We start from the raw sequence: 15424 nt of genomic DNA on the forward strand, positions 1-15424 counted from the left end.
TGCTCACGCACTCGAGCCATTTAGTCCAACACCCTCTCATTAGCCTCAGTGTTGCCATTTAGATAAAAAAATCAGCATGTTTGTGTATATGCATGATGATTAAGAGTTAGCACGTTTTTGCCCCAAAATCATTTAAGACACATGCTCAGCTGCATTCTGCCTAGCTAGGTTAAGCCCTACCTCAGCTAATGTTAATCGCCATATCTAGAGACCACTTTACTCACACCTGTAATCAACCCTGAACTTAGATGTGATCTTCAAGCAATATATGCCCTAACCAATACGTGTCAGGATAAACGATAACACACTATTGCGTTATTGTTCAGTAACTTACGGTTAGCAACTGTTTGTGCTTAACACTTTTCTGGAGTATCTTATACTCCAGCAAATCAAAGATTATATTTATAAAGGAGTTGATAATGAATGAGCATGCGAGCAAGCACTACATTAAGGAGTTTGAAGAAAAATTTGAGAGATATATGAACAGCATATCAGCAGTGTTCTTCAACTCAGGAAAGGAAGCGGCTAGGCCGAGTGTACAAGCCTTAGTCGATAGCTATTATCTAGAAAAAGGCGAATTGAGCCCACTGATACCTAATTTCAACACTCTGTTAATGCTAATAGAAATTACAGACGCAAGCTATGAAAGCTCAGGAGATAATCAAATCTTAAAAATATTAGAGGATGGTATCTGATGATAGTTACTATAATTTATAAAGAAGACGCGGCAACTGTAGCAACATCTGAGGGAGAAATCACCATTAAGAATGGTGAAAATCCGCTAGCTATTTGCCAGTGGATGGCTTTAAAAATACATCCTGGAATTCTAAGAAGAATTAAAAATGGATCTATTTCCGTTAAAGATACAAGTGTAGAAGAGGAAGCTATTAAGGAATTTAAATGTTCTTTTTTTGAGCAGCTAAAGACTGAAGGATATTCTTTAGTTCAAAAAAAATGGGAATCAAGTAATTACAAAGATTTTGAACAAACCTTTGTTAAACAATGGCTTTCAAAAGAAGAGGATGCAATGATAGAGAGCGAAGCACTACGTGAAATAGATAGCTTGCGTATAGCTAAAAGTTCTAAAAATATTGCATTGTTTAGTGCTGTAATAGCATGTGTTTCGATAGTTATAAGTTTCGTGGGCATGGTAACCTAAAAAGATATTGGGCGAGGTAAGAGTAATCTCAGTTCAGCGCTACCCATAGATTTTCTAATCTTAAAGTAATCTCGCCTCATTACTTTCGTAACTCAGTTTTGTCCAAAAAACGTGTTAAACCTGATCGAGGTGGATGCTTATCGAACGCTAAAGTCAGGTGGGTCATCTTTTAAGGCTAACAGATACACAACTGCTTAAAAGGTGAACCATGAGTGTTTGCGAGACGACCGTCCATCCCATGGACGGGATGTTCGAGCATCCAAGGATGGACTTGCTGCGTGTCGTAGCGCGAATGCCATGGCAAGCCTGTATGCAGGAATATCAACGACTGGGCTTTTGAGGCACTTTCAGTGTGAGTTTTTTAGCTCATTTTTGTCCAAAAACGTGCTAAATCTGATCGCGGTGGATGCTTATCGATACCTAAAGTTGGGCTGGTCATCTTTTAGGCTAACAGATACACAACTGCTAAGAAGGTGAACCATGAGTGCTTGCGAGCCGACCGTCCGACCCATGGACGGGTCGGCCGAGCTATAGGGATATACTTGCGCGTGTCGGTGAGTGAATACCATGGTGCGGCTATACCATAGATCTAAGGCTTTTTGATATGTAGTACTTAGGCTGCATCCCGCACTAATTTCTGACACACCCTCTGTCCAAAAACGTGTTAAATCTGATCGCGGTGGATGCTTATCGATCGCTAAAGTCAGGTTGGTCATCTTTTAAGGCTAACAGATACACAACTGCTAAGAAGGTGAACCATGACTCTTAACCACGAGAAAGGCGAGACGACCGTCTACTCTTTGTTTAGGAGAAGGGACGTCGAAGCGAGCTACAGGGACGCTTTTGATTTAAATCAAGAGCACGCGTGTCGGTGAGACTTTCTAAGAAAGAAATGGGCCATGGCAAGCCTTAATGCTGGAGTTTCACTGACCAGCTTTTGTAAGTTTCGCCATTTTGCACAAACTCTATATCGAATAGCTGCTTAAAGGTGTTTTGATTATGCTCAATAGTTGATTTCGGCCATTGAGCTAACGTCACCCCCAGTGTCAGGATAGTTGTCACCCCTAGCTTTACTGCTGCATCGCATTTATTGTAATAAAGGGATCGATAGGCTCATTCTGACACCTTTGCATCATATGGTTTGAGCCTGTTGCTACCGATTATGGTTGCGCATGCCACATACATGACCTTATGTGAGCTTATGTGAAGCTTGTAATTCAAAATTCCGATTAAGGTGATAGTTTTTATCCGTTATATATAATTTATATTTGTAGTTACTATGTCTGCATCAACCAAGAACGAGGCGTTTTTGGTGTTGAAAATAGACATTCTAACCTAAGCATTTTGAAGTTAATTATAACGGAGCACGACATGACTCAATCAATTATCAATAGCACTATCAAGCCATTCAAAGCCACTGCATTTCACAACGGCGCATTTGTTGACGTCACCGAGCAAGATTTATTAGGCAAATGGTCGGTAGTCTTTTTTTACCCAGCTGACTTTACCTTTGTATGTCCAACTGAATTGGGCGACATGGCTGACCATTACGAGAAGCTACAAGCTATGGGCGTTGAAGTGTACTCAGTATCAACTGACACTCACTTTACCCACAAAGCATGGCATGCAAGCTCAGACACTATCGGTAAAATTACTTACCCTATGATTGGCGACCCAACAGGCACTATTACACGTAATTTTGGCGTGATGATCGAAGAAGATGGCTTAGCACTGCGCGGCACCTTTGTTATTAACCCTGAAGGCCAAGTGAAAGTTGCTGAAATCCATGACCTAGGCATAGGCCGTAGCGCGCAAGAATTAGTGCGTAAAATTCAAGCAGCTCAGTATGTTGCTTCACACGACGGTGAAGTCTGCCCTGCAAAATGGCAGCCAGGTGAAGAAACACTTGCCCCATCAATCGACCTAGTCGGTAAGATCTAATACAGAGGCTTTAGGCAAGGGTAATTTATGCCCTTGCCATCCCTAAGCTATCTTGCAAGTTGCTTAAGCTCCCCCTGCAGCTGTGTTATTAAGACATAGATTGTCAATGACTCACAGCTGATAACTTAGGCAACTTTATTTTCAGCAAACTGTTATCAAAATTTCGCTGATTGCCAATGTGAATCAGGTAAAATTTAGGAGTTGTTATGTTAGATGCGAATGTAAAAAATCAACTGAAAACCTACCTGCAAAACCTCAAGCGCCCAGTTGAACTTGTCGTGTCTGCAGATGACTCGAAAAAATCTCAAGAGTTAGCAAGCTTAGCCCAAGACATAGTCGACAGCTCAGCCTTGGTAACCTTAAGCAAAGTACAAGGCGCGCGCACACCAAGTATGGCGGTGATAAATCCTGACAATAATAGCCAGATTACCTTTGCAGGTCTGCCTATGGGTCATGAGTTTACCTCGTTAGTATTGGCACTACTGCACAGCGGTGGCCATCCATTAAAGCTCGACGCCGATGTGATTGAACAAATTAAACAGTTATCGGGTAAGTTTCAATTTGAAACCTATGTGTCCTTAAGTTGCCAGACTTGCCCCGAAGTTATCCAAGCATTGAATATGATGGCTGCGATAAACCCTAACATTACTAATGTCATGATAGATGGCGCATTATTTCAAGATGAAGTGGCACAGCGTAATATTTTATCAGTCCCAGCTGTGTACCTTAATGGTGAGCCGTTCTCTGTAGGCGCTATCAGTGTGGTAGAGATTTTAAATAAATTAGATACAGGGGCTGCCAGCCGTAAAGCCGAAGCTTTAAGCCAAAAATCAGCTTTTGACGTGCTGGTTGTGGGCGGCGGGCCTGCAGGCGCTGCTGCGGCAATTTACGCGGCCCGTAAAGGGTTAGTCACAGGGATAGTCGCCGATAAGTTTGGCGGTCAAGTGGCAGAAACCGTAGGTATTGAAAACTTTATTTCGGTATCTAAAACAGAAGGCCCAAAGCTTGTGGCTAACCTTGAATCACACGTGCATGACTATGATGTAGATATCATGGCCAATCAAAAAGCCAATACTTTGGTTAAAGAAGGTCTATTTAAGCTAGGCCTTGAAAGCGGCGCCAGCCTAAGCAGTAAAACCATTTTGCTGGCAACGGGCGCAAGATGGCGTGAAATGAATGTCCCCGGTGAGCAAGAGTACCGCGGCAAAGGCGTGGCCTATTGCCCCCATTGTGACGGCCCCTTATTTAAAGGTAAGCGAGTGGCTGTGATTGGCGGCGGTAACTCAGGTATTGAAGCCGCTATCGATTTAGCTAACATAGTTGAACACGTTACTGTGCTTGAGTTTGATGTGAGCCTTCGAGCCGATGAAGTGTTGCAGCGTAAAGCTAAGTCTATGGGAAATATCACCATTATAACCCAAGCGTTAACAACTCAAGTATTAGGTGATGGCACGCGAGTAACAGGCCTTAGCTATACAGATAGAAAGAGTGGCCAGAGCCATGAGGTGACACTTGCGGGTATTTTCGTACAAATAGGCCTAGTGCCCAATACCGAATGGTTAAGAGGTGTGGTGGAGCTAACGCCAAGAGGTGAAATTATTGTCGATGCTAAAGGCCAGACTTCTATTCCCGGCGTATTTGCTGCTGGAGATGCTACTAACTCGCCTTTTAAGCAGATTATTATTGCCATGGGCAGTGGTGCGACCGCATCCCTTGGGGCATTTGATTATCTTATTCGTCATACTGATGAGCTCGCTATCGAGCAAAGTTAGGAAGCGGAAATAGCTGTCAACCTTACCTAAGTAATGGATTGCACAAGCCAGATAAACCCCAAATATTGACCCGATTAAACATAAGCCAGCCTAGTGCTGGCTTTTTCTATCGGCCTGAAAGTATTTACGAATTTTTTTGTTGAGACTCTGCGCATTTAAATAATAGCGTCTAGAATAAATGACAGACAAGCATTGGATTACTCTATCAGGCTTTGGTTGGCTAACCTAACCACAGTGGTTGTTTGTTATTAACGGATTAAGCACAGGCTTAATCTTAGCTTTGTATCGCTTGGGGGCGGAACATGAATTGGCTTAGTCAAATCTCAATTTTCAAAAAAGTAGCCTTGATTTTTATTTTATCTGTGATTATTTTCTCAGTAAATTTAGGGATCAGCATAGTGGCTATTAATAAAAATCGTGACACCATGAACTTCATGGAAAACAAAGTAAATCAAAGGCTTGAGCTTGCTAATCAAAACGTGATCTATGTACAAAGGCTAGATGAGCTTTATACTCAAGCGGTATCATTTGCCGATGAAGATTTGATCAAAAGTGCTAAAAAAGCCCATACGGCACTTAAAGATAATTTGGCACAGTTAAATACTTTAGACCTAGAGCAAAGTTCGAGTCTATCGAGCTTAGGACAGCAGTTAGAGCAGTATAATACTATGACCCTAAACCTTGCACAGAGCATGCTTGATGGCACCGCTGATATGTCAAGGATTGGTGAAATTAGCCAGACCAAAGCCAAGGTCTACACTGGGTTAACCCAAGGGATCCAAGAATACAAAAAAGCTAAGGTTAATGAGTTCAGCATGACAATTAAAGAAGCTGGCGATCGTTCTGATCACAGCCTTTATTTAAGTCTCTACATTGGTTTAGGCTTATTGATCTTGATGGCCGCCACTACTATGTCGATTGCAAAATCTATTAGTGGCTCAGCTAAAAATGTCGCCCATTCTCTTGGCGAGTTGGCGGATGGTAAAGGTAATTTACGCCATCAATTAGAGGTTCGCGGCACCGATGAACTGGGTCAAGTTTCCACTAATTTCAATCGTTTTTTGCGTTTACTGGCAGGCTCTATTGAAAAAGTGGTCAATGTCACCAGCCCCTTGTTTGAAAGCGCGCATACCCTTAAGGAGCGTATGTTGGTGGCCACAAAAGCCACCCAGCAGCAAAGCCGTGATGCTAAAAATGTTCAGGCATCGATGGAAGAAATGCGAAATAGTGTTATTGATATTTCCCACAGTGCTCAGCAGGCAGCTGAAGCCGCCCACGTTGCAGAGCAAGAGGCCACAGATGGCTTGGCCGTCGTGCAGCGCACCATTAATATCTCTCAAGAACTCAATGCTGGTATTGAGCTTGCGTCAAATTCAATCAATGAATTGGCTAAAGATACCGTCAGCGTGGGCTCTATTTTGAATGTGATTACCTCCATCGCGGAGCAAACTAACTTACTGGCTTTAAACGCCGCAATTGAAGCCGCGCGCGCTGGTGAACAAGGGCGAGGCTTTGCTGTGGTTGCTGATGAAGTGAGAGCCTTGGCATCAAAAACTGCCGATGCCACCAAGGAAATTCGCGAAGTGCTTGAACGCTTGAAAACGGCGGCGGAATCGTCAGTGAGCACCATGGGCGGTGCAATTACTAAAGCGTCAAATAATGAGAAATATGCTCAAGACACTGGTAATGTACTTAAATCTATCCAAGAAAAAATTGTAAGTATTAATAAGATGAACACTCATATCGCAACGACGACTGAGCAGCAGTCCGACGCGGCAACCCAAGTTGGCAATAACGTGGTGGAAATGAATGCCTCGTTCGATCAAACTCTGCAAATTCTGTCCGAAGTGAGGGAGGTCTCAGAAGGATTACTTGGTCTCGCCGACAACCTGAAAAACGCCACTTCGCAATTTAAACTTTAACTATGCTTAATGTGACAGATATAACCTTGGTTAGGTGACTATCCAAGGTTAATGTCAGTATAAGTGGACATAATTCTTGTTATTTTTGATTGTTAGTTTAATTTTTATCCTCAAACACCCGCTTTATCTCTGTGTTATACCATCAAGATTGATTCCCAAACCGCTTTGATTTACTTTAGCCAAGGTTCAGCTGTTGTGGCACAGGCCCTTCGAACACTCGTTTTTTAGTCATGACAGCCAAATTGAATCAAACGCAGATGATGAAAAATTTAATCCATTGTTAAATAGAAGCTTTTGCCCAGAGGGCAGCTTGAAAGGATCCCAATGCCAAGCTTGAAACGAATCGTGTTAATTAACACTCATCTTCCTGGAGTGGTGGAACTCAATCTCGACGGTCACACTAACATTTGTGGTACTAACGCCTCGGGAAAAACAACACTGCAGCGTCTAGTGCCGGTGTTTTATGGCGAATACCCAAGCCGAGTTGTACCGTCGACCCGTGACAGTTTCGAGCGTTGGTACCTGCCCCATGATTCGAGCTACATCATCTACGAATATGAAAAACAAGATGGCAGCTTAAACCAGGCATTATTGGCATCGGCGGGTGACGGTAAAGGGGTCAATTACCGCTTTATCGCCCGGGGTTTTGAGCTTGAACATTACGTAAAATCTCGCAATGGCGACACCATTATTTGTCACTCCATGGCTGAGCTTGGCCGTGAAGTGAAGCGTGAAGGTATAGCCCACACTAACTTACTTAATACCCGTGAGTTTCGCGCCATTATTCAAAACGATCGCAGCTTACTGAGCACAGGTAGCAATAGAGTGGAGCTTCGCAGCTACGCCCGTCAGTTCTCCCTGTGTGAGGGCGATCATAGCCTGCGCCACATAGAGAAACTGGCCAAAGCCGTACATTCTAAAGAAGGCAAGATGGAGACGGTGAAATCCATGATTGCCGCCATTCTTGAAGAAGATGGTGTGAACCCGCCCACATCGAGATTAAACCCTCAGCGAGTGGAGTCTTGGATCCGTGAAAGCCAGTTAGTGCAAGGTTTTGAGCAAATTCGCCCCGAATTTGACAAGTTAGAGCAAGAGTTTAACCAGCTACAAAGCGCCGAGCATCGCCTCGCTAGCTTATCGCGTGGCTATCAGCACGATGAAACCTTAGAGGCCGAGCGTAAAGATCTCAACGAGACCTTGTCTAAAGAGCATAATCTGCAGTTACGCCTGCTCGATGAAGAATGGAAAGAGGTGCGCGACGAGCTTAACCAAGAGCTCAGCGCCGCCAAGGGCGATGTGGATAAATATGAGTATGAACTCGATGCCATCGAAGCTCAGCATGGGGCGTATTTAGATGCCGATATTGAGCAAGCCAAGGCGGATTTAGACAGTCTCGCCAATTGGCGCAGTGATGTTGAAAACCTCAATGAGCGCCACAAGCTGCAAACCGAAAAACACCAAGACATAGAAGCTGCCTTCAATGCTAGGCGCAGCAAAATTGCCGAGCAACTGCACAGCGAGCTTGAAAGTTTACACACTGAGCAAGAGGCTGGCCGCGAAGCCAGAGACAAGCAGCGTGAGCTGGCAAATGAGGACTTAGCTAAGTTAGAGGCCCTGTGGCGTGAGCAAACCGATGCAGGCAAGGCAAAATTTGTCGAGCAAGAGTACCAACTTAAACTGACCGCCGCCGAGCTTAAGCATCAAGTGGATGGGGTGAGTTACACCGAAGAGGAAAAACTCAGCCTAGCGGTTTTTGATGAGCGCATAAGCCTAGCCGACGAAGAGCAAGAGCACTGTAATCAAAAAGTAGAGCGCTTAACACTTGAGGAGCGTAAGCAAAGGGCTAAGCGAGATCAAGCCAATGAAGCCCTGCGTATGGCAAGCCTTAGGGTCAATGAGCGTGAGCAAGAGCGTGAAGAATTGCACCATATGCTGTTCCCGCAGTCTCATACCTTGCTTGAGTTTCTCCGTAAAGAATCCCCTGGCTGGGAGGCAAGTTTTGGCAAGGTTATTGCCCCTGAGCTGCTTCATCGCAGCGACTTACACCCAAGTATTGACGCCAATGGTGGCGACAGCCTATTTGGGGTGCAGTTGGATTTAGCGGCCATCAAGGTGCCCGAGCACGCCAGCTCTGAACCTGATTTACGCATTGCGCTCGCCAAGGCAGAAGAAGCACTTAAGAGTGCTAAAGAGCTGCAAAGCGAGCATGAAGATATGCTTATTAGCATCAATGATGCCCTAGATGGCATAAATCGTGAGCTCACCTTTGCCCGCACCGCCTATAAAAATAGCCGTGAAGACCTGCGGCGTTTATTGGATGAGAAGCGCAGTGAACAAGCCAAGATAAACCAAGCCTTGGCAGACAGAAAAACGGAATCTAACAAGCGCTTAATCCAATTAGACAATGAGCAAAAGCAGCTTAAAAATCAGCACCTAGAGTGGCTCAGTGAGCAAAAAGAACAGGCCCTAGAAGCCAGGATGGAGAAAAATGCCTATTGGCAAGATGTGGTCGGCGCGCTTGATAATCAATTAGGGCAAATTAAAGCCAACATTGAGCAGCGCCGCAATAATGCCAAAGCCGAGCAGAAAGCCTGTGAAACCTGGTACAAGAATGAGCTTAAATCTCGCGGCGTCGATGAGGAAGCCATTTTATCTCTTAAGCGTGAAATCAAAGCCTTAGAGAGCAAAATAAGCCTAGCCGAGCAGCGCCGCAGCGAAGTATTACGCTTTGAAGACTGGTATCAACATACCTGGCTTAGCCGTAAACCTAAGCTTCAGAGTCAACTTGCTGAGGTGAAACGGGCAACGCTCGAGTTTGAGCAGCAGTTAAAAGCTAAGACCAACGAGATTAAGCACAGGCGTCAAGAGCTAGAGGCCTTACGTAAGCAAAGCGACAGCGTTCAAATTGAAGCTTCTGAGAACCTCACTAAGCTGCGCGCCGTGATGCGAAAGCTGGCCGAGCTTAAGCTTGCACCCAATGCGGAAGAAGCCCTTGGCAGCATAGGTGAGCGCCTGCGCCAAGGTGAAGATTTACTGCTAAAGCGTGACTATTTGATGGGCAGCGTTAAGCAGTATGTGGAGCATTTTGATACGGTTATCGCCAGTAAATCCGGCTCGAGCTTAGCCGAGTTTTGGGAGCGCGCCCGTGAAGAGTCAAGCTTTGTCAGCGACAAGGGCATACGTCTACTGGATTACCGCAAACTCGTGCCACAGCTTGAGCAGTTACTCAATGTGATGGTGCCGCAATCCTTGATGGCGATACGCGAGCAAGGGCGCATCTTTGGCGTCGATTTAACCGCTTTTTATGATGTGCTTGCCGATATCGACAGACGCATTGCCTCTCAAAGCGCACGCATCACCCGTGAAGTGGGCGAAGAGTTGTTTTTGGATGGCGTGTCTGAATCTGCGGTGCGTATTCGCTCGCGGATCAGTGAATTAGAGTTCTGGCCTGAACTTGAAGTGTTCGTTAAGGCCTTTAAACAGTGGAAAGCCGATGGCTTTAGCCAGCTTCCAGATGAGCATTACACTAACAGCATGCGCCGGGCGCTGGATATCATAGGCAAGGCGGCCTTGACTGGCGGGGTAGCCAAATTGCTGGAAATTGAGCTTAGGCTGAAAGAAGGCAATAGCGATTTGATTATCCGCACCGACAGGCAGCTCAATGAGTCGTCAAGTCACGGCATGGCTTACCTTATTTTGTGTAAATTCTTACTGGCCTTCACCCGTTTGCTGCGCGGCAAGGCAGATGTGACCATACATTGGCCCATCGATGAGTTAGGCACCTTGCATCACACCAACGTGAAGAAGATATTCGATGCCTGTGAAAACAATAACATCAGTGTGTTAGGGGCGTTTCCTAATCCAGAGTCTGAGGTATTAAACCTATTCGTCAACCGTTACATCATCAATAAACAGACCCGTAAACTGCAAGTGGTTAAGCCTAAGGCGAACCCGCTAGCCGAGTTGTTAAAGCAGAAACAATCTAAACAAGACGCCATTAAGGAGACCATCTAATGTCTGAATTCAGTAGCTTAGTTGGCACCGGCGCCTTGATAGAACAACTGCTAAAAGGCGAGTTTATTTGCCGAATTACCAACGAAGATGGCTGGCGCGCCCTTAAAAATAGCGCCACCCGTGATAGGGTCGAAACTTACCTTAATCAAATCAACCGCACCATTGCCAGCGCGGGTGAAGGGGAGGTGTTCTTCTGTGGTTATTTGCAGTTAGGCGATGCCGAGCGCAAAGTGATTTCGGCCCAATTTAAAGATATTTGCTCGGCGCTTATACCTCTGGTGGAGTGGCTGGTGCTAGTACAAGAGGCGAGCGGCCAAGATGCGCCACTAAGCGAAGGCGCGCCCATCAGATTGACCGACTTACAAGGCCGCATCGAAGATACTCCAGCGTTTAGGGAGCAGCTGAATAAACTCAGTCAGTACCGCTTATTTGGCTCTAGCAGTAGCAATGTCGATGGTCAAATTAAGCTAGTGTTTAAACGCTTGGTGGAGCTAGGTTATTTATCTAAGCCCAACAGTGAGAAGCAGATTTATATTGCCACCGGCAAGATAGATTATCTCTATGAAGTTATTCGCTTTATTGATGAAACCGAAGGCTTAAGCTTGGAGGCGCAGGCAGAAACTGCCACCCAAAGGGAGCTGATATGAGCAGCAACTTACACCAGGCCGGGGTCAAGCTGCTTAAGCAGTTAGGACGCCACGCCGATGTGGTGATGGACGCTTACTTAGCGGGGTCTATCAGTGATGTCAGCCACGATGGCGCCGTGATTGAAAAGCTTAAGAAAAGCGGCATTTTATGGCGCCCAGAGCCAGATCAAGAGCTGCGGCTTAAACGTTCGGTGCGCGCCCTGCTTGAAGAAGCCTTAAGTGATGAGCGTAATCGGCAAATTGATGCCAATGTGGGCTCGGCCTTAGCCAGTATTAAAACCTTGGCGGATCACTATAAAGAAGCCCGCTTTAACGTGGATTATAGCGCCGCCGAGGCTTACCTTGCAGACTTAAGTGAGCATGTGTTTAGCTTCACCGACAGCCTGCGTTATTCCATCCGCGTATTATGGGGCCGTATTAATAACGAGTTTGGTTATGTAGGCAGCATCAATGCCAAAATTCGTGAGAATGAGTTAGCTCAAAGCCAAGTAACTGAATTGCTTAATGGCCTTGAGATGTTTCAGTTCAGCGAATTAGGCGAAATTGCCGGTGATATTCGTGAGCTGCGCCGCTTATTGGTGACCAGCTTGCAAGAAACCTTGAGTCACTGCACTCAGGAGCTCAGCATAGTCCAAGGGCGTTTACTTGAGCTACTGGGGCGCTTTAGGCAAATTCAGGGCCGCACCCGCTTACTCAAAGGCTGGCTGCTGCACACTGACTTGCACCCAGATTATGAGCCAGCTAATCACGTGGCCCATAATAAAGTGCCGAATTTATTTAACTGCGCCGAAGGCATGTTAGTGCCCGCCAGCGTGGATGTTACAAATCCGCACCATGAGCTGGAGTTAATGGCGATGGTGGCGCAAATCAAAGCCATCAGTCGCGATCTGGTGTTAACCCCAAGCCGAGTGCAAGATGCCACCTTCGAAGTTAGCGTCAGTGAAGATTTTGATATCCCAGATAACCCACTCAAACTGGCAGTGGATGAATATTTCTGCGCCGTGATTGATTCGGGGGCGCGCCAATCGGCGCTAAGCTATTTGACCGAGAAGCAGCTCGACTGGGACGCCGAAAGCTGGTTATATCAAGTGATCTGCGGCTATGAGGGGTTGCCAATGGAGCATAAAGAATACTTTGAACTGGCACCTATTGGTAAGCCACATCCTGTGTATAACGGCAACTTTATCATTCATGACGTCGAGCTATGGCTAGCTTAAGCGAGATGCAAATTAAGCTGCTGCGAACCGCGGTGGAGAAACGCTCACCGCGGGTAAGCTTCAATGCTAATTGGCAAGCCATTCACAGAAAATATGATATTGGTGAACCAGATGGTGCGTTTAAACATTTACATTTCCAAGTGGGCGATCATGATTTACTCAGGGAAATGGTGCAAGTTGAGCTGGGTTTTGATTTACTCACGGTCGATTTTGAGCTTAATCGCTCAGATTTTGCCAAACACAGCCATAAAGAGAAATTAGCCAACATCCGGCCTGAAGCCAATCATGTGTTAATCAAGCTACCTTTAACGCCGCAATCCCCTTTTATTGAAACAGGCTTAGGCCCAATGCCTGCTGTGCGCATCACAGTGGAGCAAGCCTTGAGCTTGTGCGCACAATTATCCTTAACTCAGCTTATCGTGGTGGAAAACTTAGATAGTTTTGATGCCATAGCCCAGATGAACTTTGATGCTGAGCTAAAAGCTTTGCTATTGAATAGCGCTGTGGTTTATCGCGGCAGCGGCGCTCACTCTCCCGCAGGTTGTAAACGCTTGCTTAGGTTAGTGTCAGATGACTCGCAGTTAAGCCAAAAACTTAAGGTCATCGCTTTTACTGACTTAGATCCCGCAGGCTTGCAAATTGCTCATCTGCTTAAGGGCTGTCGCGGACTGATTGCTCCTAGCTGGTTGCAAAGCTGTGCAGGCAATTTACTTGCCATCAAGCAAATCAATGATGTTGATGATTTTGACAAACAATTTAGGCAACAAGCTTATTTGAATAATGCCGATTTAGGCGCATGGCAAGGTATTGCAGATTGGCTTAAGCAACATAGAATAAGTATCAAGCAGCAACACTTCTTAGCCCATAACATCAAACTGAGTTTAATCTCAGCATAGTATTTCTACTTCAATCGAGCTGTAACCGTATGCTTTTCAACCGTCACAAGTTCATTAAGACGATTAAGATTGAATTTCATTTTTCTTTGTCCCACTATTGCTTAGCTTTTTGGGGGAGCCTTTTATTGGTACTCACTAGGTTTTGACGCAATATTAGAAGATTAAAATAATAAATACTGCATGCGGTAACCATCGCTTGCAGTGATAAGAGGGAATTATGGTTAAGTCATTATCAACAAGAATTTTTATCGGCTTATTTGCTGGGGTGCTATTGGGCAGTTTTGTGCAGTTTGCCCTAGCCGATGTGAGCTTTTTTTCAGGCACTCTGGTTAATCTTGCCTCGGGCCTTGGCACAATGTTCGTTAATATGATCATGATGTTAGTGGTGCCGTTAGTGTTTGTTAGCATCATCTGCGGCGTGTGTGAGCTAGATGATTTAAAAAGCTTTGGTCGCCTCGGCGGCAAGACCTTCGGTTTTTACATTATCAACACAGTTATCGCGATTTTAGCCGCTTTTGCCGTGGCCATGGTCATCGAGCCAGGTAAAGGTGTGGACATGAGTAGCAGCGATGGCTTAGCCATTACGGCCACAGAACTCCCTGATTTAATGTCACTTGTGGTCAGCATAGTGCCCAGCAATCCGTTTTCGGCCTTTACTTCAGGCAATATGCTGCAGGTGATCTTTATGGCCTTGCTGATGGGCGGGGTGATTAAATCCATGGGACCTGCAATGAGCGGCGCGGTTCAAGGGTTTCAAACTGCTAATAAAATCATGATGCGCCTTATCTCTGTGGTGATGAGCTTAGCGCCATTGGGGGTATTTGCGCTGATGTTTAAGCTAGCGGCCACCTTAGAGCCAGATGTGTTTATCAGCGTGGCTCAATATTTATTGATTATTCTTGCGCTATTACTGTTATGGATATTTGTGGTTTATCCTTTTGCGGTGAGCTTATTTACCCCTATTTCGGCTAAGACTTTTCGTGCAAAAATCCAAGAGCAGATTTTATTCTCACTCACCACTGCAAGCTCGAACGCCACTATTCCAGTGACCATGCGTACCTTAACGGACAAGCTTGGGGTGAGCCGCTCGGTGGCAGGTTTTGGGGTGCCGCTCGGGGCGACCATGAACATGGGCGGAGTGTCGATTTACATCACTATCGCCATATTTTTCGTGGCTAACGCCTTTGGCATGCCTATCAGTAACGATCAAATTCCATCGCTGCTATTTAGCGTGTTCTTACTTTCAGTGGGCGCCGGTGGCGTGCCAGGGGGCGGTATGGTCATGATAGGGGTGCTAATTTATCAGATGGGCCTGCCAGTTGAAGCGTTCGCCATCGTTGCAGCCCTAGATCGCATCATAGACATGGTGCTGACATCTTGCAATGTGGTGGGCGATACTGCAGTACTGACCATAGTAGATCAAACCGAGAAGAAGCATCAGCAAGAAGAGTTAACCGCTGAGAAAGTGTAAGCTTCAAATTTCTCATTATCAATAGAAACAAGGGTTAAGCTTAGCTTAACCCTTTTTCATTGGTTACAGCTTAAGGAACTCGTTACTCGTTTAGGTTTTCCTCACCTGCAGCGAGTGGGAAGATGCCATCTCCATAATAAAAAGCATTAGCACAAATGTTAGTATTCTCCCAAGTGTTATCGCTATCGATTATTTAAGCCTAGCCATTAGGCATCAATAACTTACGGGGTTGAATAACAGGATTCAATTGGTCGAAAGAGTATGATTAGTGATTGAAAATCATACCAAAGTTGTGTTCGATATGTTCAAGTTGTAAGTGAAATATTAACCGTGAAAAAAATAGCCCACCACTGGGTCGGGCTATTTATGTTCTGCGGTGTTAATT

10 protein-coding genes are annotated in these 15424 nt (G+C 45.4%); all 10 read left to right on the forward strand.

Annotation, left to right across the window (positions count from 1 at the left end):
* Positions 1–419 precede the first annotated feature (419 nt).
* The 10 genes from H5073_RS05760 (at position 420) to H5073_RS05805 (ending at position 15039) form a co-directional block, all read left to right on the forward strand.
* Positions 420–695, forward strand: coding sequence for a hypothetical protein (locus H5073_RS05760; protein ID WP_182677855.1), 276 nt, complete (start codon positions 420–422; stop codon positions 693–695).
* Positions 695–1159 (forward strand): hypothetical protein, encoded by a 465-nt coding sequence (locus tag H5073_RS05765; protein ID WP_182677857.1) that lies wholly within the window; start codon positions 695–697, stop codon positions 1157–1159. The genes H5073_RS05760 and H5073_RS05765 overlap by 1 nt, the downstream gene beginning before the upstream one ends.
* A 1371-nt stretch (positions 1160–2530) precedes the next feature.
* Positions 2531–3100, forward strand: coding sequence for an alkyl hydroperoxide reductase subunit C (gene ahpC, locus H5073_RS05770; protein ID WP_011497438.1), 570 nt, complete (start codon positions 2531–2533; stop codon positions 3098–3100).
* A gap of 206 nt (positions 3101–3306) precedes the next feature.
* Positions 3307–4872 carry an alkyl hydroperoxide reductase subunit F gene (ahpF, locus tag H5073_RS05775; protein ID WP_182677859.1) on the forward strand — a complete coding sequence of 522 codons (1566 nt, stop codon included), beginning with the start codon at positions 3307–3309 and terminating at the stop codon, positions 4870–4872.
* A gap of 302 nt (positions 4873–5174) precedes the next feature.
* Entirely contained in the window at positions 5175–6794 is a 1620-nt protein-coding gene (locus H5073_RS05780) for a methyl-accepting chemotaxis protein (RefSeq protein ID WP_182677861.1), read from the forward strand.
* Between the two features lie 324 nt (positions 6795–7118).
* Positions 7119–10808, forward strand: coding sequence for an ATP-binding protein (locus tag H5073_RS05785; protein WP_182677863.1), 3690 nt, complete (start codon positions 7119–7121; stop codon positions 10806–10808).
* Positions 10808–11455 carry a hypothetical protein gene (locus H5073_RS05790; RefSeq protein ID WP_182677865.1) on the forward strand — a complete coding sequence of 216 codons (648 nt, stop codon included), beginning with the start codon at positions 10808–10810 and terminating at the stop codon, positions 11453–11455. Before H5073_RS05785 ends, H5073_RS05790 begins: the two co-directional genes overlap by 1 nt.
* Positions 11452–12672, forward strand: a complete 1221-nt coding sequence (locus H5073_RS05795) for a phosphoenolpyruvate carboxylase (protein WP_182677867.1) — start codon at positions 11452–11454, stop codon at positions 12670–12672. Before H5073_RS05790 ends, H5073_RS05795 begins: the two co-directional genes overlap by 4 nt.
* Positions 12660–13568 (forward strand): hypothetical protein, encoded by a 909-nt coding sequence (locus H5073_RS05800; RefSeq protein ID WP_182677869.1) that lies wholly within the window; start codon positions 12660–12662, stop codon positions 13566–13568. Before H5073_RS05795 ends, H5073_RS05800 begins: the two co-directional genes overlap by 13 nt.
* Before the next feature lie 217 nt (positions 13569–13785).
* Positions 13786–15039, forward strand: a complete 1254-nt coding sequence (locus H5073_RS05805; protein WP_182677872.1) for a dicarboxylate/amino acid:cation symporter — start codon at positions 13786–13788, stop codon at positions 15037–15039.
* Positions 15040–15424: the final 385 nt, after the last annotated feature.

The organism is Shewanella sp. SR44-3, from assembly GCF_014163735.1.
In the GTDB taxonomy this organism is placed as follows: Bacteria; Pseudomonadota; Gammaproteobacteria; order Enterobacterales; family Shewanellaceae; genus Shewanella.